At 57.0% G+C, this 20,363-nt stretch carries 14 protein-coding genes and 1 other RNA gene; 14 read left to right on the top strand and 1 reads right to left on the bottom strand.

Annotated elements, in window-relative coordinates:
• The first annotated feature begins 102 nt into the window (after window positions 1-102).
• The 13 genes from U8U68_RS01570 to smpB all read left to right on the top strand — a co-directional run bounded on the left by U8U68_RS01570 (window position 103) and on the right by smpB (window position 17,944).
• A complete protein-coding gene (locus U8U68_RS01570; protein WP_322199104.1) occupies window positions 103-2,175 on the top strand; it encodes a GTP-binding protein in 2,073 nt (690 codons plus the stop codon).
• 441 nt (window positions 2,176-2,616) lie between these two features.
• A complete protein-coding gene (locus U8U68_RS01575) occupies window positions 2,617-4,899 on the top strand; it encodes an ABC transporter substrate-binding protein (protein ID WP_322199105.1) in 2,283 nt (760 codons plus the stop codon).
• 262 nt (window positions 4,900-5,161) lie between these two features.
• The gene (locus U8U68_RS01580) at window positions 5,162-6,736 is read left to right on the top strand and encodes an ABC transporter permease (protein WP_322199106.1); all 1,575 of its coding nucleotides are present in this window, start codon (window positions 5,162-5,164) and stop codon (window positions 6,734-6,736) included.
• Window positions 6,737-6,753: 17 nt separating this feature from the next.
• Window positions 6,754-7,731, top strand: coding sequence for an ABC transporter permease (locus tag U8U68_RS01585; RefSeq protein WP_322199107.1), 978 nt, complete (start codon window positions 6,754-6,756; stop codon window positions 7,729-7,731).
• Window positions 7,732-7,743: 12 nt separating this feature from the next.
• Window positions 7,744-9,480, top strand: a complete 1,737-nt coding sequence (locus U8U68_RS22210; protein ID WP_331679100.1) for an oligopeptide/dipeptide ABC transporter ATP-binding protein — start codon at window positions 7,744-7,746, stop codon at window positions 9,478-9,480.
• A 13-nt stretch (window positions 9,481-9,493) separates the two neighbouring features.
• Window positions 9,494-10,801 (top strand): ATP-binding cassette domain-containing protein, encoded by a 1,308-nt coding sequence (locus tag U8U68_RS01600; RefSeq protein WP_322199108.1) that lies wholly within the window; start codon window positions 9,494-9,496, stop codon window positions 10,799-10,801.
• 1 nt (window position 10,802) lies between these two features.
• Window positions 10,803-12,050, top strand: a complete 1,248-nt coding sequence (locus U8U68_RS01605; protein WP_322199109.1) for a hypothetical protein — start codon at window positions 10,803-10,805, stop codon at window positions 12,048-12,050.
• A 328-nt stretch (window positions 12,051-12,378) separates the two neighbouring features.
• On the top strand, window positions 12,379-14,208 hold the full coding sequence (locus tag U8U68_RS01610) for an S-layer homology domain-containing protein (RefSeq protein WP_322199110.1): 1,830 nt from the start codon (window positions 12,379-12,381) through the stop codon (window positions 14,206-14,208).
• Window positions 14,209-14,522: 314 nt separating this feature from the next.
• Window positions 14,523-14,620: signal recognition particle sRNA small type (gene ffs / locus U8U68_RS01615), an RNA gene on the top strand.
• Window positions 14,621-14,659: 39 nt separating this feature from the next.
• Complete coding sequence (gene dnaX / locus U8U68_RS01620; protein ID WP_322199111.1) at window positions 14,660-16,378, top strand: DNA polymerase III subunit gamma/tau; 1,719 nt, start codon at window positions 14,660-14,662, stop codon at window positions 16,376-16,378.
• Window positions 16,379-16,512: 134 nt separating this feature from the next.
• On the top strand, window positions 16,513-16,863 hold the full coding sequence (locus U8U68_RS01625; protein WP_322199112.1) for a YbaB/EbfC family nucleoid-associated protein: 351 nt from the start codon (window positions 16,513-16,515) through the stop codon (window positions 16,861-16,863).
• The gene (recR, locus tag U8U68_RS01630; RefSeq protein ID WP_322199113.1) at window positions 16,863-17,462 is read left to right on the top strand and encodes a recombination mediator RecR; all 600 of its coding nucleotides are present in this window, start codon (window positions 16,863-16,865) and stop codon (window positions 17,460-17,462) included. Before U8U68_RS01625 ends, recR begins: the two co-directional genes overlap by 1 nt.
• A gap of 14 nt (window positions 17,463-17,476) precedes the next feature.
• A complete protein-coding gene (smpB, locus tag U8U68_RS01635; protein ID WP_322199114.1) occupies window positions 17,477-17,944 on the top strand; it encodes an SsrA-binding protein SmpB in 468 nt (155 codons plus the stop codon).
• 108 nt (window positions 17,945-18,052) lie between these two features.
• On the opposite strand, the gene U8U68_RS01640 is transcribed toward smpB, so the two are convergent.
• Window positions 18,053-19,054, bottom strand: coding sequence for a stage V sporulation protein AD (locus U8U68_RS01640; protein ID WP_322199115.1), 1,002 nt, complete (start codon window positions 19,052-19,054; stop codon window positions 18,053-18,055).
• A 333-nt stretch (window positions 19,055-19,387) separates the two neighbouring features.
• On the opposite strand from U8U68_RS01640, the gene U8U68_RS01645 reads away from it, so the two are divergent.
• Window positions 19,388-20,314, top strand: coding sequence for a double zinc ribbon domain-containing protein (locus tag U8U68_RS01645; protein WP_322199116.1), 927 nt, complete (start codon window positions 19,388-19,390; stop codon window positions 20,312-20,314).
• The last annotated feature ends 49 nt before the right edge of the window (window positions 20,315-20,363 follow it).

Consider the following 20,363-nt stretch of genomic DNA (forward strand, 5'->3'; position numbering starts at 1 on the left):
ATGTGAACACGCCCTAGAGGGGCAAATTGGCGCCGGTGCTTGGAGAAAGATCAATTTTTAAAGGCGCTGGCAGGCAGAACCAACAGGGAAAGTAGGGACAGCATGACGGAGAAAATTCTGAACCTGGGCATTGTGGCCCACGCCGACGCGGGCAAGACCACCCTGACCGAGCAGATATTGTACCGCGCTGGGGCCATCCGCGCGGCGGGCAGCGTGGACCAGGGAACGGCCTCGACGGATGGGATGGCCATTGAGCGCCAGCGGGGCATTTCGGTGCGCACGGCCTGCGCCTCTGTGCTGTGGCGGGGCGTCCGGCTGAACCTGATCGATGCCCCCGGCCACGCCGACTTCCTTAGCGAGGTCCAGCGCAGTCTGGCCGTGCTGGACGCGGCGGTGCTGGTGGTTTCGGCGGTAGAAGGCGTCCAGCCCCAGACCCGCCTGCTGCTGGAGGCCGTCCACCGGGCGCGGCTGCCCTGCTTTCTGTTCTTCAACAAGCTGGACCGGGCTGGTAGCCATTGGCGCCAGGCCCTGGCCCAGGCGGAGAAGGAGGCGGGCGGAGCCTGCCTGCCCCTGTGCCAGGTATCGGGAGAAGGGGAGGCGGGCGTGGCGGCCTCTTTTGTGGACGGCGTTTCTCCTGCCTGGGTGGAGCAGGCGGTACTGGCCTGCGGCGATGACCAGCTTTTAGAGAATTTTTTGGATAAGGGTGCGCCCAGCGGCCTGGGCGGGGCGTTAAAAGCAAGGATTGCCCAGGGAGAGCTGTACCCGGTCCTGTGCGGGGCCACCAAGTTTGGCCTGGGAGTAGACTTGCTGCTGGATGCTTTGGCAGAGCTGCTGCCACAGCCCGCGCCCCTGGGCGGGGAGCTGTGCGCCCAAGTCTACAAGGTAGAGCAGGACCCCGCCCTGGGTAAGGCCGCCTATGTGCGGCTGTTTGCCGGGAAGCTGGGCAACCGCCAAGAGGTGACAGTATGCCGCCAGGAAACAGAGAGCGGTGAACTTATACAAAAGAAAGAGGAGAATTCCCTGGAAAGGACCGGGCCGGAGGATGATTGTAGTGAAAATAGCCAGAAAGCCCAGCTGAAAAACTATGGAATGCGCCAGGTGTCCCGGGAAAAAACCACCCGGGTGCGCCGGGTGGAGGGACGGCGGCTGGAGGACGCGGAACGCATTGGCGAAAACCAAATTGGCGTGGTGTACGGCTTGGGGTCCGTTCGGGCAGGGGACCTGCTGGGGCGGCCTTTGCCCGGCATGCGGGCTTATCATTTGACCGAGCCCCTGATGCTCTCTAAGGTAACAGCCCTGGACCCGGCCCAGCAGCCGCTATTAAACGAGGCCCTGCGCCAGCTGGAGGACGAGGACCCCCTGCTGCAATGCAGCTGGAACCAGGAAAAGCGAGAGGTATGGGCCCGGCTGACCGGGCGCTTGCAGGTGGAAGTGCTGGAAGCTCTGCTGCGGGAGCGCTGGGGCGTGGACGCAAGCTTTAGTGAACCCTCGGTGATTTATAAAGAGACCCCGGCGGGGGTGGGAGAGGGGTTTGAGTCTTACACCTGGCCCAAGCCCTGCTGGGCGGAGGTGCGGTTTTTAGTGGAGCCGCTCCCCAGGGGCAGCGGGTTTCAGTATGAGTGCCGGGTGAGACCAGGCCGGCTGCCCTACCGGTATCAGGCCCATGTGGAGACAGCGGTGCCCAGGGCCCTGGAGCAGGGCCTGAAGGGCTGGCAGGTGACGGACCTGAAGGTGACCCTGGTGGACGGCACCCATCATCATGTGCATACCCACCCCCTGGACTTTTTTGTGGCCACGCCCATGGGGGTGATGAATGCCCTGCAAAGCTGCGGCACCAAGCTGCTGGAGCCTGTTTTGCGGGCGGAATTTTCCGGGCCGGAGGACTGCCTGGGCAAGGCCCTGGGGCTAATCTCCAACCGGCGGGCCAGCTTTTCGGCCCCCCAGGTGGAGGCGGGGCGTTTTCGCTTTGAAGCGGAGATACCCGCCGCAGAGGCCATGGACCTGCCCGTGGGGTTTGCGGCGGCCACCGGGGGCCGGGGGGTGTACGGCTCGCGCTTTTCTCATTATGCCGACTGCCCGGATGGCATGGGCGTGGACCGGGAGCGGATGGGAGTGGACCCCCTAGACCGGCCCAGGTTTATCCTGGCGGCGCGGCAGGCCCTGGCCGGGGAATAGGCGGAGCAAACGCTTGGCTGGGTCCAGGGCCTTAGAGGGGGCGGCAGACCCTGGAGAGATTCCTATATAATAGATAAAGAAAGCGGGTGGTTTCGGTTAATTTGAAATAAAAAAAATAATTCCTGCATCCCGGAAAAATGCACAAAAATCCTCACCGTGCCACGCTTTTTACGATGGTATCAATCAAAATGCCCCTTTTGCCGCCAAGGGTCTTGACAGGGCGTTGGTTTGCGGGTATAATATTATACAACATTTAGGGCGGCGTTCAGCCTGATTTGAAAAAAATGCAATTTTACTGGCAGAAAGTTGCAGCTGGCTTTAAGAACCCCGCGAAAAGGCCCGCTGGCGCGGGCTTTATGAGCTTATTTGGGTTGTTGGCAAGGGGTGGAGCCCCTGCTTTACAGCATAGATTAAACTCAGCAGAAAGGACGAATGAAAACCATGAACAAGACTGCAAAGCGCGTTTTGGCGCTGGTGCTGGCTCTTATGATGATGGTCTCCGTGTTCGCGGCCTGCGGCAACGACAGCGGAAACTCTTCTACCAGCAGCACCCCGGAATCTTCCGCGCCCGAAAGCAGCTCTAGCGAGCCCGCCGACGAGAGCAGCGAGGTAAGCGGCGAAGAGCCCAGCGACACTGCCTGGGAAGCTCCCCAGCCTCCCGAGGGAGACGACTATGACGCAATTTCTGATTACTACTACGATTATACCCTGGGCGATTTCTGGGCTATCTATCAGAACGCCACCGCCGAGGTGGACAACATGAGCCTGCGCTATGCCCAGGAGGCCATTGCCGAGGCCAAGCTGCTGGAGAGCGGCATTATGATGCCCACCACCGGTTACGGCGGCAACTACGCCATTAGCCGCGCGGTGCCTGGCTCTTTGACCACTCATGCTTTTGGCAGCGACCAGCATCGTTTTCAGTACGCCATTGTGGCGGACAAGCTGGTGAAGAAGGAAGACCGCGACGAGGTTAAGAAAATCCTGAACGAGAACAAGGGCACTGGTACTGCCCGCCAGAAGATTCAGGATTACCTCACCGGCGCGGGCTATCAGCTGATGGACAAGTACGTGACCACCTTCAGTGAGCTGCCCTCCACCTGGGACGTCCATAACTCCAGCTCTGCCTCTGACACAGAGCCTCTGGTCAAGACCATTGACGGCCTGCTGTTCTTTGACTGCGAGGACCGGGAGCTGCCCGCCCTGGCCGAGAGCTATGAGGTCAGCGAGGACGGCCTGACCTACACCTTCCACATCCGCAAGGGCGTGAAGTGGGTGGACTCTCAGGGCCGCGAGGTGGCCGAAGTGAAGGCTGACGACTGGGTAGCCGGCTTGCAGCACGCCGCCGACTGTGGCCAGGGCCTGGCCGACCTGTTCATTGGCATTCTGCCCGGCATTGAGGACTACATCAACGGCAAAACCAATGACTTCTCTACTGTGGGCATTTCCGCTCCGGACGACTACACGCTGGTGTATACGCTGGAGAAAAAGGCCCCCTTCTTTACCACCATGCTGCACTACAGCAATGCCCTGCCCATGTGCCGGTCCTATTATGAGTCTCAGGGCGGCAAGTTTGGCGTCGACTTCGATCCCGAGCCGGACAGCTATCAGTACGCTTCTGACCCCGACCATATTCTGTACTGCGGCGCTTTCCTGATTACCAACGCCACTGAGGGCAACTCCATTGACTATAAGCTGAATCCTACCTACTGGGACGCTGAGAATGTTACCATCAAAGAGTTTAAGTATATGTATAATGATGGCAGCGATGTGCTGAAGTCCTACAATGATACCCTGGCGGGCACCCAGACTGGCGCTGGCCTTAACGCTTCCGCTATGGCCCAGGCCAAGCAGGATACCCTGGAGGGTGACGCGGCCACTATTTTTGAGACCTATGGGTATGTGGCGTACCCCACGGTGACCACCTATGTGAACTTTACCAACGTGAACCGCCAGCGCTTTGGCAACTACACGGATGAGACCAAGGTGGTTTCTTCCCAGAGCGAGGAGGAGGCAGCCCGGACCCATCTTGCGATCAATAACCGCCACTTCCGCTTGGCTCTGGCTATGGCAGCTGACCGGATTGCCTGGAACGCCCAGAGCGTAGGCGATGACCTGGCCGCTGTGTCTGTGCGCAACAGCTATACCCCCGCCACCTTCTGTGAGCTGGAGGAGGAAGTGACCGTTGATATTAACGGAACACCCACCACCTTCCCGGCTGGCACGGATTACGGCGAGATCGTCCAGGCTCAGCTGGACGCCGACGGCATGAAGATTACCGTTTATAAGAAGGATCCCAACGCCGAGAACGGCAAGGGCACCGGCGACGGCTTTGACGGCTGGTACAATCCCACTGAGGCGGCCGCCGAGCTGGAACTGGCCATTGCCGAGCTGGAGACCGCAGGCGTGACCATTGACGAGAACAACCCCATTCAGCTGGACCTGCCCGCTTTTGTGGGCGGCACCGTGTATCTGAACCGCGCCAACGCCTATAAGCAGAGCGTGGAGGCCAGTCTGGGCGGTAAGGTAACGATTAATATCACAGCTGCCGAGCAGCTAAGTGAGTGGTACGACGCTGTGTACCTCCCGAAGGTCGGTTCTGACATGAACTATGACCTGAATGACTTCTCTGGCTGGGGCCCCGACTATCTGGATCCCTGCTCTTACCTGGATACCATGCGGCCCAACTACAACGGCTTCATGACCAGGACCTTGGGCATCTACTAAGACGAGTTTTCAGTCTGAAAACAGTCCTCATGAAACAGACACTGTTTCATGATAGAGATTGTCTGCAAAAAGAAGCCGCATACCGCGGCGGAGCATAACAGTTATCCTGGCGGGTAGCTGTCAAAATAGAGATGGGCTGGGGCCGGTGGGTTCCATGCCCAATCTCTATATGTTGGTTTTTTCCATTTTATCCTTTCTTGGTTCATTTTTGGCAGAAAGTGAAGCGCATGTTGCATGAAACTATAGAGAAGTAGATGATATTATGACAAAATATATATTGAAACGCCTCATTCATGGCCTGCTGTCCATTGTGGTGGTAGTGGGCATTGTGATGGTGCTGGTCTATACGGCGCTGAACCGGCAGTTAATTTTTGCCGCGGACCAGAACTACACAAAACTGCAAAATAACGCCCAGACGGTGTATACCTACCGAAAATGGCAGGAATACGGCTATTTGGACTACGTCACCTACGCCGATTACCTGACGGACCAGGTTCACCAGGGCAAAATGACCCCCGAAGAGCGGGAAGAGGCCATAGGCTTTGGCCGCAAGCCCGAGGACGACAGCGAGGTAGTGGCCAAGTACGTAAAGCAGTTTACCGAAGAGTACGAGAAAAAGGGCTTTACCGTGCAGCGGCTAAACGCCAAGGTCTCCCGGCGGAAGGTGGCCAGCGGCGGCGGCCAGCAGCTGTTTGCCCACCGGGACCGGCCCCTTATTTACCGGCTGATCTCTTACTTTGCCAGCATCCTTACAGTGGACAATATCCACTATGTGGACGAGGATATTGACATTGGGCCCCGGGGCCTGACCTTTACCTGGCACGACCCGGTGTACGGGAGCGAGAAGTTCTCGCCGGCCATTATTGGCAACGGCACCCAGCACAAGTACCTGCTCTATTTTGACAACCACTTCCCCTTTGTGCACCAGAATCTTTTGACCATCACCCTGGGTAAGTCCTACGCGGTAAACTACGGTGTGGATGTTTTGCAGACCATGACCGTTACCCAGGGCGCTTATGTAATGAGCCCCACCATCTACCCCACGGGTTTGCGGGAGGACAGCGCCGATGACCTGCACACCGCGACCTATATGGAGAACTCTCGAGACGCTACGCCTGTAACAGAAGCCCGGTATACCGATGACTATACCGTGGTGGTGAACGAGCGCAGCGGTAAATCGAAGATGGGATACTCCTTCTCCATAGGCATTTTGGCCACCTTAATGGCCTATGTGCTGGGCGTACCCTTAGGCATCTTTATGGCCCGGCATAAGGATGGCATAGTAGACAAGCTGGGTACCGTGTATATTGTTTTTATTATCGCGGTGCCTTCCCTGGCCTATATCTTTATGTTCAAGGCCATTGGCGGCTCCTTTGGCCTGCCCACCACCTTTGACGTAACCATTAACAGTAAGCTGATGTATGTGCTGCCCATTGTCTCTTTGGCCCTGCCCTCTGTGGCCAACCTGATGAAGTGGCTGCGGCGCTACATGGTGGACCAGATGAACTCGGACTATGTGAAATTTGCCCGGTCTGGCGGCCTCTCTGAGAATGAAATCTTCTTTAAGCACATCTTTAAAAACGCCGCCATTCCCATTGTCCACGGCATTCCGGGCAGCGTGCTCTTTGCGCTGACCGGCGCGATTATCACAGAGCGGGTTTATGTGGTGCCTGGCACCGGCAACCTGCTCACCTATGCCATTAATCAGTACGACAATGGCGTGATAGTGGGCGTGACCCTATTCTATGCGCTGTTATCCGTACTGTCTATTATTCTGGGAGATGTGCTGATGGCTATGGTGGACCCGAGAATTTCGTTCTCCAACGAGAGCAGGTAAGGAAGGGGAATTTATAGATGACAAAAGAATTGAAAAACCTAAAGGAGCTGGGCCTGCCCGAAGAGGAGCTGTTCTCCTTTGTGACACATAATGACACAGAAGCGGAGAAAATCACCGCGCCCCGATACTCTTACTGGCACTCGGTATTTCGGGTATTCTTTAAGAATAAACTGAATCTCATTATTTTGGCGCTTTTAGTGGTTATCATTATTTTCGCCTATGTATATCCGTCAATGATTGAATACGACCGTTTCGCAAACCTGACAGACTCCAGCGCCAAGCACCTGACGCCTTTGAAAGCTATGGAGAAGTTCGGGTATAACCTCCACTGGATTCTGGGCGCCGGCGCCCAGGGCGAACCCACCTTTGACGCCATGTGGGTGGGCTCCAAGATCTCCATCTCCCTGGCGCTGATCTGCGCTTTGATCAACATGTCCATCGGCGTGGTGCTGGGGGCCCTGTGGGGCTTCTCCAAAAAGGTGGACATGATCATGATGGAGGTCTACAACATCGTGGCCAATGTACCCTATATCCTGCTGATTGCCGTGCTGGTAATGACCCTTTCCGCCAGTTTTTGGACCATGGTCTTCGCCATGACGGTCACCGGCTGGCTGGGCATTGCCTACGCCATACGCATCCAGGTAATTATTATTCGAGACCGGGAATATAACCTGGCCTCACGCTGCCTGGGCACCTCTCTATTCCGCATTGCTATTAAGAATATTCTGCCTTTTATGACTTCCATTATCGTGACCATGGCCGCCACGGAGATCCCCTCTTACATTTCCTACGAGGTGTTCCTTAGCTATATCGGCATCGGCCTCTCGGATATGTCACTGGGCAAGCTGATCTTTGAGGCGGAGCCCGCCATGCTCACCAGCGGCTGGCAGTTTGAGTTCTGGAGCCCCGTGGTGCTGGCCTCTATCATTACCGTGGTGCTGTACGTGGCTGGCCAAAACCTGGGCGACGCTTCCGACCCCAGGACCCATATGTAAGGAGGCGCCCCCATGGAACAGAAAAAAGTATTGCTTTCGATTAAGGACCTAGAGGTCAAGTTCCGGGTGCGCGGACGCATCCTTACCGCCATTCGGGGAATTTCCCTGGATATTTACGAAAACGAGTCCATTGCCATTGTGGGCGAGTCTGGCTCCGGCAAGTCGGTGTTTACCAAGACCTTTGCCGGTATGCTGGATTCCAACGGCCTTATTGACCGGGGCAGTATTATTTTTAACGACGAGGAGCTGGCGGATACCCACGTAAAGCTGGCGGGCGCGGCCAGGAGTATCCTTGTTAAAGTGAAGAAAAAGCTGGATGAGTATTCCAAGCTGGAGCCCGGCGCAGCCACTTTCCGGAAGATTGTGGAGCTGGAAAGTGAGCGCCGGCAGAAAATGGCTCTTCCCCCCCAGGAAGAGCAGGCCCACCAGGAGCGCCTGGAAGACCTGCGCTACCGGCGCGCCGAGGCCTTTAACCTGCGCCAGACCCTGAATGCCAAAGAGGACCAGGCCCGCTATAAAGAACTGGGCATGGAGATTAAGGGAATGGATAACGAGCTAAAGCGCCTGGAGGAGGAGTATCAGGGAAAGATAAAGGCCAGCGCCGCCGCTGTGAAAAACAACGCCGCGTATAATGCCGCATACAACAAACGCATGGAAGAGCTGAAAGCCCAGTATGTCAAAGAGACCGCCGCCGGGCCCAGCGCCGCTGCCCAAAAGCGCAACGAAGTGCTGGCCAAGGAGGTCTACCTTTCTGTGGGCCGCTATCCTTTCCACAAGCGGATGCAGCTGATTCACGGACTTTTAGGAGAGATCAAAAAGGCCATGGAGCTGGGCGTGGACCCTATGAGCGACGAAGTGTTTGCCAAAGTGGTGTTCCGGGTACGATACCTGGATGAAACCGCCGATACCCTGCATGGCACCTGCACCCTGGACCTGGCCAATGTTAAGTTTAGCAAGGACTGGGGGCAGATTCGCGGCCGGCGTATTGCCACAGTGTTCCAGGACCCCATGACCTCCCTGAACCCCATTATCACCATTGGCAAGCAGATTACCAGTATCATTTTAAAGCACCAGAATTGCTCCGAGGTAGAGGCCCGCGCCCGTGCCATTGAGCTGATGCACAAGGTGGGGATTCCCAACCCCGAAGCCCGGTTTGACGACTACCCCTTCCAGTACTCCGGCGGTATGCGCCAGCGCATTGTAATTGCCATTGCCCTTTCCTGCCAGCCGAAAATTCTGATCTGTGACGAGCCCACCACGGCCCTGGACGTGACCATACAGGCCCAGATCATCAAGCTTTTGAAGGATCTGCAAAAGGAGTTCAACTATACCATTGTGTTCATCACCCACGACCTGGGCGTGGTGGCCAACGTGGCCGACCGGGTGGCGGTGCTGTACGCTGGCCAGGTGGTGGAGCTGGGCCAGGTGGAGGAGGTATTCTATGATCCCCGCCACCCCTATACCTGGGCGCTGCTTTCCAGCCTGCCCCAGCTGGCCCAGCGGAACACCAAGCTATATTCTATCACCGGCACGCCCCCTTCGCTGTATAACCAGATTGTGGGCGACCCCTTCGCCCCGCGGAATCCCTATTGCCTCAAGCTGGACACCCTGATGGAGCCCCCCATGTTCCCGGTAACAGAGACCCACTCTGCCAAAACCTGGCTGCTGGACCCCCGGGCGCCCAAGATTGAAAAGCCGGAGGCAATACAGGATATTCACGAAAAGCTGATGAAAGCTTTCAATATATAGAGGAGGGCCTGGCGTGAATAACACAAAGACAAAAACAGAAACAGGCGCGAAAGTGCGCCATCTTCCCCCGCACGGCCCGATTGACGAAAACGGCCGGGAGGTGCTTTTGTCCATCCGCAATGTGGACATCACTTTTGGCAAAGGAGACAGCGCCGTACGGGCGGTGAAGGACGCGTCCTTCGACATTTATAAGGGAGAGACCTTCTCTCTGGTGGGGGAGTCCGGCTCGGGCAAAACCACCATTGGCCGGGCGGTGATTCGGGTTAATCCCTGTGCCGCTGGTGAGATCCTCTATAAGGGCGTGCCCATTACCGGCAAGATTCCCCACTCTTTGGACCGGGAGGTCATCCGCAACATTCAGATGGTGTTCCAGGACCCGGCGGCTTCTCTTAACGAGCGCGCCACCGTGGACTACATTGTTAGCGAAGGGCTCTATAACTTCCACCTGTTTAAAAATGAAGCCGACCGGGTGGAAAAGGTGCGCAATATGATCACCGAGGTGGGGCTGTTGCCGGAACACCTGACCCGCTACCCCCACGAGTTCTCCGGTGGGCAGCGCCAGCGCATTGGCCTGGCCCGGGCCATGGTCATGGAGCCCGAGCTGGTGGTGGCCGACGAGCCCATCTCCGCTTTGGACGTATCCATTCGGGCCCAGGTGCTGAACCTGCTAAAGAAGTTCCAGCAGGAGCGGGACGTCACCTACCTGTTCATTGCCCACGACCTTTCCATTGTGCGGTTTATCTCAGACCGCATTGGCGTTATCTATAAGGGCAATATCGTAGAGATTGCCGCAGCGGAGGAACTGTTCAATTACCCGCTGCATCCTTACACCCGTTCGCTGATTTCCGCCATTCCCATCCCAGACCCCCAGCTGGAAAAGAACAAGGTGCTGTTTACCTATGACCCCAGCGTACATGACTATTCGGTGGACAAGCCAGTGATGACGGATATTGGCCACAACCACTTTGTCTATGGCAGCGCCAAGGAGATCGAGGAGTATAAGGCCATTCGTGAAAAGGGCGTGCCCATTAAGTCCATAACCATCCGCGACGCGGATGCTCCGGAAGAAGAACCGGTAGAGGAGCCGGTGGATACCAGCGCCATCCTTAGTGCGCCCATCCATGATACGGGCAATATTTGGTACACGTTCTTTTCCCTGCTTCTGCCCATTATCGGTATCATTGCGGCAGTACTGTTCCGGAAGAAGAATTATATCAAAAACTACCGGGCCTGTGTGAAGGGCGCAAAGGCAGGATTCATTATTATAGGTGCCATTATAGCGCTGTTCCTCATTCTGCTGCTTTTGGCTGTTGTGCTGTAGCATGGGCCGAAACGCGAAGGAACGGAGAAGCCCGGCCCCCTGGCCAGTGGAAAAGGTGGAGGTAAACGAGCGGCATATTGGCCGAAGAACCGTGCTGTTTTTTGTGTGCCTAACAGTGGCCCTAACCAGCCTGGGATATGGGGTCTATATGCTGCTTAGTGCAGAGCCTGGCTGGACCCGGATTGAGAGCGGGGGCAGTGGCTTCAGCACGGAAGAGGACTTTACTTTTGAATATCTGGTGTCCCAGGGCGGACTTTCCGGCAGCGATGAGCTGCGGCAGGTGCGCGGGCTGTACACCCAGCTTTTAGCCAACGCGCATATGCTGTTTAGCGCGGATGTCCAGCTAAAAGAGCCAGACGTACACAATATGTGGTATATTAACAGCCACCCCAACGAGGAGATAGAGGTGGACCCTCTTCTCTACCAGGCTTTTTCCATGTTGGAAGAGGCAGGAAATCGTGGGGTATACTTGGGCCCTGTGTATGAGCTGTATACCGACCTGTTTTTTGCTCAGGACGCCCACGAGGCTGCTCTGCTGGACCCCTGGCAGGACCCGGATATGGGCCGCTTTTGCCAGGAGGCGGCTGACTATGCCCAAAGCCCAAACCAGGTGAACGTAGAGCTCTTAGGGGAAAACCGTCTATGTTTGCGTGTTTCAGAAGAATACAGGCGTTTTGTGGAAGAGAACGGCGCCACAAAATATGTGGATTTTTACCGGCAAAAAAACGCCTTTATCCTGGATTATTTTGTAGAAGAGCTGGCAAAGGCAGGGTTTCAGGAGGGGGTGCTTTCCAGTGCCGACGGATGTGTTCGCTGCCTGCCGGGGACCAGTGCCGGTACGGTTTTCAACCTGCTGGACTGGCGTCAGGACCAGGCCGTGGCAGCGGCACAGGCTCCCTTTGACCAGCCGGTGGCCTTGGTGTATATGCGCAGTTTCCCGGTGGGGGAGAGGGACCAGGGGTGGTATCAACCAGTGGAAGAGGGAGTGTTTCGCCACCCCTACGTGGACATTGCGGACGGCAGGTGCCGCGCCGCGGCCCGTTCGTTGGCAGTGTATGCCCCGAAGGGCTCTTGTGCGCAGCTGATGCTGGCCGCGGAGCCGGTGTTTATTGCCCAAGACCTGGACCTGGCGGCCCTTTCGGGCTGCAAGGCTCTGGCGGTGACAGGAGAGAGCCAAATCCTCTCCACAGATAAAGAACAGCGGCTGGAAAATATCTATAAAGGATATAGCCGAAAGGATGTACCATAAGCTTGTAAAACGAAGAAAAGCCTCCGTTTGGAGGCTTTTTTCTATGGGAATCATCCCGCGCGGGCAGAGGGTTTCTTACAAATTTCTGATGTCCCCGACTTTTTAGGAAAACCTCGCTCTCTAGGGGGGTGGGAACGCATCCACCACAGTTTATAGTGCCAAAAACCCGTAACCAGGCGGAGAAAAGCCAAAAAGGGGGGTTGCAAAATCCGAAAAACTGTGGTAAAATGTAACCAATTTGTAACACTTGCTGTTTTTAGCCACTCAAAAAAGTCCTGTGTTTTCGGGCTTTTTCAGCGGCAATTACTGAGATTGAGAGGTACTCTATATGACCAAATGCAACCCTATGAAAAAGCGGCTCTGCCTGTTTTTGGCGGTTCTTCTGCTCGTTGGCGGTTTGCCTGTGCTGGGGCTTTCGGCCCGGGCGGCGGGCACGCCTACCTCGCTGGGGCTGGCCCAGCATGGGCTGAACGCCTATAACGACGGCTGGCAGTACTCCTTTGGCTCCAAAGGAGAGACTATAAATGGAGTACGCTATTCCGACTGCGCCGGCCTGCTCTACGCCTATTTTTCAGACCTGGGCGTGGGGGGCTGTGCCGGGGGAGCTACATCCCAGGTAAACCAGAACTGCATCTTTTCCGGCAGCATTGACGAAGGAGTGCCCCGCATCCACGGCCTGGCGGTTACAGTGTTCGACCGCTATGACCCGGAAAGCGGCATTTATGGTCACATTGGTATCTACATAGGCAATAATGAGGCAGTGGATAACTCTGACTATGGCACCAATATGGTGCGCGGCTCTGTTTACACCCGTGACTGGGGTTCCTGGCATCTTTTCGACAATGGTGTGATGTATCCCCGGAACGGCTGGTTTGAGTTTGACGGCAAAATGGTGCACTATACCAACTACGAGTATGACGTAAATACCAATGTAGAGGGCTACGACATCGGTGAGGACGGATTTGCCCTGATGAACGGCCAGTACGCTCCAATAGAGCCCTTGTTGCTATCTAATGACTGGGCCCCGGCCAGCGAGGTACGGGATTGGCTTTCCTCCATGGGCTGGAGCGGTACCGATAATTATTACCCAGAGGAGCCCAGCGACCCGGGATCCGACGATCCAGGCAATCTCTTCAGTTATGACGCCCAGGTAAGCGCCACTTCGGTAATCCTGCGGTCCGAGGCCACTACAGCTTCCTCGGTAGTAGCTGTGCTCCACAAGGGCGCCCAGCTTCAGTTGGAGGAGACCGTAGAGGGTGGACAGGCTTCGGTGGGGGGGCAGACCTCCACCACCTGGTATAAAGTGACTACCTCCAGCGGGATTAGCGGCTACATTTCTTCCCTTTTGATAGAGGTGCAGCTGCCCACTGTGTCCATTACCAGCAGTGGTGAGGCGGTGAGTATGTCGGCGGGCAACGCCAACATTTATTATACTACCGATGGCAGCGAGCCTACCTTAGACAGCGACCTTTATGCAGTGCCCATTTATCAGCTGGGGGTTACCTATAAAGCGATGGCCGTAAAGGGTACAGTACCCGGGCCGGTAAGCGTAGCGACGGTGCTGAGTAACGGCGCCCTTTTCACAGACTTTACCTATGCCAACTGGTACGCCGAGACAGTAGACGAGGCAGTGGCCAGGGGGATTTTCAAGGGAACAGGGGACAACATGTTCTCTCCCAACAAGGTGATGACCCGGGCGCAGTTTATCACAGCCTTGTCCAATATTTCCGGCGAGGATGTAAACAGTTTTGAATTTACAGACGGTGGCTTTACTGATGTGACCGGAGGATACTACTACCACCCAGTGGCCTGGGCAACCAGCAAAGGAATTATTTCTGGGGGCGGCGGGGCCAAGTTCAATCCCAACGATCCCATTACCCGAGAGCAAATGTGCGTGATGCTCTCCCGCTATATGGATTCTCTGGGTATGGACGAGCCCACCGGAGAACACGAGCTTTTTGCCGACCACCAGGATATTAGCGCTTACGCCCGGGACGCGGTGTACAGGCTGCGGGCGCATGGGGTTGTCAACGGCATGGGCGGCAATAAATTTGAGCCCATGGGTACGGCCAACCGGGCCACCGCCTGCACGGTATTGATTAATTTCATTCATGAGGTGATGCCCGAAGAAGCGGGCAGTGTCGATATGGGGTATTGACATATAGATAATGACCCAATGGTTGAGGAGGGGCAAAGGCCCTGATCAGCGTAAATATAAATGAAAAAGCCGGCTCCCTTGGGGGCCGGCTTTTTGGCAAGGAGGAGGGCGCTACACGGAATTATGGAACTGCTGCGCCAGGAGGTTTTCTCTTGCGGCGGCCTGCCGAACCGCTGCCGGCCAAGAGCTTCGTTTTGTAAAACTTGGCTTTCCGCGTAACGAAGTATCACAGGTCTCCCATAAAAAGTATTGCAAATCCGCTAGGACTGTGGTATACTATCAATAAATAAAACCAAGAGATGGGATATGTGGACGGACAGGTCTGCGCGGCGGGATGCCGTGAACCATGTCAGGCGGGGAACCGAGCAGCATTAAGCGGATTTTCCCGGGCGATGCAGGTCGCCTGTCCGTTCACATATCCCATCATTTTTCCAGGAAAAGGGACGCAGCCATGTACAAGGTGCTCTACCGAAAATACCGCCCCCGGTTTTTTGCCGACGTGGTGGGCCAGCCCCAGGTGACCATGACCCTGAAAAACCAGCTGACCCGGGGCAGAATTGCCCATGCTTACCTGTTCACCGGCTCTCGGGGAACAGGTAAGACTACGTGTGCCAAAATACTGGCCCGGGCGGTGAATTGCCTTGCTCCCGTGGATGGCGACCCCTGCGGCAAGTGCGATATCTGCCGGGGGCTGGAGGAAGGCTCTCTGATGGACGTGGTGGAGATTGACGCAGCCAGTAACAATGGAATTGAAAATATCCGCTCCTTGATTGAGGAGGCGGCCTTTACCCCCGCTGGGGCCAAGTACCGGGTTTATATTATTGACGAGGTGCACATGCTAAGTGTGCAGGCCTTTAACGCGCTCCTTAAAACCCTGGAGGAGCCCCCGCCCCATGTGGTCTTTATTTTAGCCACTACAGAGGTGCACAAGCTGCTGCCCACCATTCTTTCCCGATGCCAGCGCTTCGACTTCCACCGTATTGACCCCCAGGCCATGGCGGGCCGCCTGCTGGAGGTGGCCGAAAAGGAGGAGGCCCAGCTGGACCAGGATGCCGCCGCCCTTATTGCGCGCATAGCGGACGGGGCCCTGCGGGACGCTCTCTCTTTGCTGGACCAGTGTCTAGGCCGGGGGCGCCACGTGACGCTAGAGGTGGTCTACGCCGCCGCGGGGGTGGCTGCGCGGGACTACCTGGAACATCTGGCGGGCTATGTAAAGGACCGAAATGCTGCCGGGGCGCTGGAAATTATTGACCGGCTTTACAAGGAATCCAAGGACCTAAGCCGCCTGTGCCAGGAGCTGGCGGAGCATTTCCGCAGCCTTATGCTGTGCAAGACCATGAAAGACCCTGGAGACCTGCTGCACGCTGTGGGCAAGGAGCGGGAGACCCTTCTTGACCAAGCCAAAACTATGAGCCTGGCGGACATCCTCCACGGTATGGACGTGCTGGAAGAGGCCTTGAATAAAATGCGCTATGGCAGCCAGCGCACGATTTTGGAGATGGCCCTGGTAAGGCTGTGCTCGCCCCAGCTGGACAGCACCCCCGAGGCCCTGCTGCGCCGGCTGGAGGCCCTGGAAAGCGGCGCGCCGGTAATGAACCGGCAGGCGGATTTACCCAAAAAGGAGCAGCCCCGGCCCCAAAAGGAGCCTTTGGATGAGGAGAAAGCCTTGGCAGACGCTTTGGCAGCGCTGGACGACCCGGAGCCTCCACGGCCGGCGGCCCCAGCCCCCACGCCCCGGCAAGAGCCCCCGACAGACCCAGAACCTTTGCCCGGGCCCTTGCCCCCCAAGGAGCCCCGGGAGGAGCCCGATATTGAGGCTTTGTCCGCAGAGGCCAAACGCCTGCGGGAGTGGCCGGAAATTTTGGCGCGGTTTACAGCGGTCAAAAGCACGGCGATGGCTTTTGAGGGCAGCTCGGCCTATGTAAACGGGGAGTATATGCTTATTGACGCCCCAGAGATTGCCTTTGAGCTGCTAAAAAAGCACGAGCAGCGGGACCGGCTGCGCCAGGCGGTGCGGCAGGTGACTGGCCGTGTGTATAAGCTGGGCCCCTACCGCCAGGGACAAAAAGGACAGGCCGACCCCCTGGAGGATCTGCTGCAACGGGCTAGGGAGGCGGGCGTACCGGTGGAGGAGGCGGGGCAGGATGATGCGGATGGCCCCAAAGGATGACCCCATTGGGCGGTGAAGGAAGGGGAAAAAGGAGAAGCCAGCACCTATGAATAAGCATTTTCTACACATCCCATTTTGGGAACTTTGATGCACTCTTATAACATAAAATAGCAATTGAGAAAGGAAGTACCCCTATGAAAGCAAGATTACCCCAAGGCTACCAGACACCCGGCGCGGCGAATTTACAGCAGCTAGCCCGGCAGGCCCAGAAAATGCAGGAGCAGATGGAGGCTGTGACCGCGGAGCTGGAACAAAAGGAATATACCGCCACAGCTGGCGGCGACGCGGTGAAGGCGGTGGTTACCGGCAAGCTGGAAGTGAAGCAGGTGGAGATACAGCCCGAGGTGATTGACCCCGACGACGCCGAGATGCTGGGCGACCTGGTTACCGCTGCGGTTAACGAGGCCTTACGGGCTGCGGCTAAGGAAAAAGACGAGGCCCTTTCGGCAGTATCTGGCGGCATGAGTGTGCCGGGGATGTTCTGATGGCAGGCTATCATGTAGCCCCTTTGGAGGCGCTGATTGACAAGTTTGAGGCCCTGCCCGGCATTGGCCCTAAAACGGCCCAAAGGCTGGCCTATTATGTGCTGGACATGGACAGCGGAGACGCCAAGGCCTTTGCCGGGGCCATTGTAGAGGCCCATGAGAAGATTCACTACTGCTCGGTATGCTGTAACCTGACCGATGGGGAACTGTGCCCCATTTGCGGCAATAGCGCCCGGGAGCGGTCCACCATCTGTGTGGTGGAGGATCCCAAGGATGTGTTTGCCCTGGAGCGGGCCGGAGACTACGCGGGAAGCTACCACGTGCTGCATGGGGCCATCTCTCCTCTTTCGGGGGTGGGGCCGGAGGAGCTGAAAATTAAGGAGTTATTGGCCCGGGTAACGCCGGAGGTGCGGGAGGTCATTATGGCCACCAACCCCACAGTAGAGGGCGAGGCCACGGCCATGTATTTATCCCGGCTGTTAAAGCCTCTGGGGGTACGGGTGACTAGGCTGGCCTATGGTATTCCGGTGGGAGGCGACCTGGAATACGCGGACGAGGTGACCCTGCAGCGGGCCATGGAGGGCCGCAGAGAACTGTAAGGAGGTGTGGCAAAATGCAGACGAAGGCTGCCACAAAGACCATTGCGCAAAATAAAAAGGCCTACCACGACTACTTTGTGGAAGAGTCCCTGGAGGCCGGCATTGAGCTGGTGGGCACAGAGGTAAAGTCCCTGCGCCAGGGCCGGGCCAATCTAAAGGACGCCTGGTGCTCGGTGGTAGAGGGCGAAATGCTGATGAACGGCTGCCACATCAGCCAGTACGACTTTGGAAATATTTTTAATAAGGACCCCATGCGGGTGCGCCGCCTGCTGCTGCACAAGCGGGAGATTATGCGGCTGTACGGCCTGGTAAAGCAGCAGGGATATTCCTTGATTCCCCTGTCTCTGTACTTTAAAGGGAGCCGGGTCAAGGTGCAGGTGGGTCTGTGCAAGGGTAAAAAGCTGTATGACAAGCGGGCTGATATGGCGGAGAAAGCGGCCAAGCGGGACATAGAACGCACCATAAAAGAGCGCAACCGCTGACATGCGGCCAGAAAGTAAAAGCTTTCCCTGCCCGGGCGCGGGGCTTTTTTGAGACTTGGCACTATAAAGAAAGACAGCAGGGGTGCTCCCTCGCTGTCTTTCTTTGTGTTATTCCCCGGCCACCAGCTGTACCACGTGGCAGACGCCAGGGGTGCTTTCTCCCTGCTGCTGGGAGGTGGTGGACATCAGCGCCCCGGTGGGGCAGAAGAGGATGTTTTTCAGCTGGCCCCGCTCCATCTGGTTCAGCAGGTGTCCGCACAGTACGCTGGCGCAGCATCCACAGCCCGAGCCCCCGGCGTGCGTGTCCTGCTTCTCTCGGTCATAAAGCAGCAGGCCGCAGTCTTTGTGTACCCGCCGCAGGTCTACGCCGTTTTCCAAAAGCATCTCAATCAGCAGGTTAGATCCCACCAGTCCCAGGTCGCCGGTAACAACGCAGTCGTAGTCGCCGGGGGAGGTGCCAGTATCCTCTAAAAATTGAAAAATGCTGTCTGCCGCTGCCGGGGCCATAGCCGCACCCATATTGGCCGGGTCCTTCACGCCCAGGTCCACAATCTTTCCAAAAAGTCCCCGGGCCACCTGAACCCTGCCCCCTTCGCCCATAATGACACAGCCCGCGGCCGTGGCGGTCCACTGGGCTGTGGGGGTGCGCTGGGCGCCATATTCCAGGGGGGTGCGGAACTGCCGTTCGGCAGTGCAGAAGTGGGAGCTGGTCACGGCCGCTGCCCGGCTGGCTGTCCCAGATTCTACCATAATAGAGGCCAGCAGAAGGGCCTGGGCCATGGTGGAGCAGGCCCCATACTGGCCCAAAAAGGGCAGGCCGAACTCCCGCAGGCCGAAGGTGGAGGAGATGCACTGGTTTAGCAGGTCCCCGGCAAAGATCATGTCCACCTGGCCCTGCCCAGCGGCTTCTAGCGCCAAGGAAACCGCCTCTTTTTGCAGCTGCGCCTCCGCTTTTTCCCAGCTGTCCATACCCAGCTTAGTGTCGTCAAAGGTTTGGTGGAACTCTGCCCCCAGGGGGCCCTGGGCCTCCTTGCGCCCGCCCACGGCGGCCCGGCCCAAAATGCCTGGCCGCCGGTCAAACTGAAAACTGCTTTTGCCAACTCGTTTCATAAACCCTGCCCAGCCTTTCCAAAAGAAATCCATGCGCAAGCCCTTTGCGCTTTTTTCTAGTTTGTACGGAGGGGCGGGGATTATGCGGACTTTCGTTGATAACGATTTTGCGGATTCCCTGCTCTCTTTTTTGGATGCTGTGGGCCGCTAGGGAGGGGACGCTGCCACAGAAAAACGCGCTGGCTATGCTGGCCGGTTACCACCCAGGTAGGGCGGGGCCGCGCCCGGCTCCGCGAAGGAGGTTCAGCGCTTGCGCTGGAAAAAAGACCTTTTACATTTTGGCTATTTGTGGTATAATAAGGATACTATCTTGTAAAGGAATGTGATCCATCCATGAAATGTCCCCAATGCGGATATACGGTGCGCAAAGGTAACTTCTGCCCTAACTGTGGGACCAAGTTTCTGCGGGCCAAATACTGCCGCAACTGTGAGGAAATTATTGACGCAAACGCAGAGGTGTGCCCCTTCTGCAACGCTTCCCAGCAGTCCCCCGCCCCAGTGTTCCAGTGGTGGTACGCCCTGGTGCTGGCCGGGGTGCTGCTTGTGGGCATTGCCGCCGGTATTGGCATTCATATGGCGGTTTCCGCCCAGGCCCTGCCCCAGGACACCGGGGCCTCGCTGCCCTCCCTTCAGGTGGACCCAAACCCGGACTATGAAGTTACCTACCAGCGGGACTGGGTCTACCGGGATGTGCTGGACGATGTTTGTTGCTACGCCCTGGTGGAGGTGGAAAACACAGGCAATGTAAACCTGCGGCTGGGCCGGGGACAGTTCCAATTCCGGAGCCCCCAGGGGGAGAAGATTACCACCTACCACGGGGTCTCCTCTTTCCCCAGTATTATTGCTCCGGGGGAAAAGGGCTATTTCTACTGTAACATGGGGGCGCTGAAGGATATGGACGAGAACACCCCCTATGTGATGACCCCGCAGCTGACCCTGGAAGAGACCAGCCAAGACCCCCACAGCTACCCAGTGGCCGGGGTGGAAAAGGTGTCGGGAGACCTGTTTGCCCCCTGGCACCTGGACGGATGGGTGAAAAACGACAGCCAGGAGCTTTTGGAAACCCTGCAAGTGGACTGCTTGATTTTTGATGAGGAAAGCAAGCCCTTGGCCGTGTGCGGCGCTATGTTGCAGGAGGTAAAGGCGGGAGAAAGCGCCCGCTTTGCGGTAAGTTCTGTGCTTTTGGGGGACATGGACCTGACTTTGGAGGATGTGAAGGAGTTCCAGTTTTTTGCCTATGACCCCTCGGCTGGAAAGTAGACGGCTGTACATAGAGCCCAACCGTTTGGCCCGGCAAAAAAGTCCGGCC

The organism is Acutalibacter intestini (assembly GCF_034334985.1).
Taxonomy (GTDB): domain Bacteria; phylum Bacillota; class Clostridia; order Oscillospirales; family Acutalibacteraceae; genus Acutalibacter; species Acutalibacter intestini.

Coding starts and splice junctions, on each gene's coding strand:
- U8U68_RS01580 (WP_322199106.1), top strand. CDS start 5,162: ATGACAAAATATATATTGAAACGCCTCATTCATGGCCTGCTGTCCATT.
- U8U68_RS22210 (WP_331679100.1), top strand. CDS start 7,744: ATGGAACAGAAAAAAGTATTGCTTTCGATTAAGGACCTAGAGGTCAAG.
- U8U68_RS01605 (WP_322199109.1), top strand. CDS start 10,803: ATGGGCCGAAACGCGAAGGAACGGAGAAGCCCGGCCCCCTGGCCAGTG.
- U8U68_RS01570 (WP_322199104.1), top strand. CDS start 103: ATGACGGAGAAAATTCTGAACCTGGGCATTGTGGCCCACGCCGACGCG.
- U8U68_RS01585 (WP_322199107.1), top strand. CDS start 6,754: ATGACAAAAGAATTGAAAAACCTAAAGGAGCTGGGCCTGCCCGAAGAG.
- dnaX (WP_322199111.1), top strand. CDS start 14,660: ATGTACAAGGTGCTCTACCGAAAATACCGCCCCCGGTTTTTTGCCGAC.
- U8U68_RS01610 (WP_322199110.1), top strand. CDS start 12,379: ATGACCAAATGCAACCCTATGAAAAAGCGGCTCTGCCTGTTTTTGGCG.
- U8U68_RS01625 (WP_322199112.1), top strand. CDS start 16,513: ATGAAAGCAAGATTACCCCAAGGCTACCAGACACCCGGCGCGGCGAAT.
- U8U68_RS01640 (WP_322199115.1), bottom strand. CDS start 19,054: ATGAAACGAGTTGGCAAAAGCAGTTTTCAGTTTGACCGGCGGCCAGGC.
- smpB (WP_322199114.1), top strand. CDS start 17,477: ATGCAGACGAAGGCTGCCACAAAGACCATTGCGCAAAATAAAAAGGCC.
- U8U68_RS01575 (WP_322199105.1), top strand. CDS start 2,617: ATGAACAAGACTGCAAAGCGCGTTTTGGCGCTGGTGCTGGCTCTTATG.
- U8U68_RS01645 (WP_322199116.1), top strand. CDS start 19,388: ATGAAATGTCCCCAATGCGGATATACGGTGCGCAAAGGTAACTTCTGC.
- recR (WP_322199113.1), top strand. CDS start 16,863: ATGGCAGGCTATCATGTAGCCCCTTTGGAGGCGCTGATTGACAAGTTT.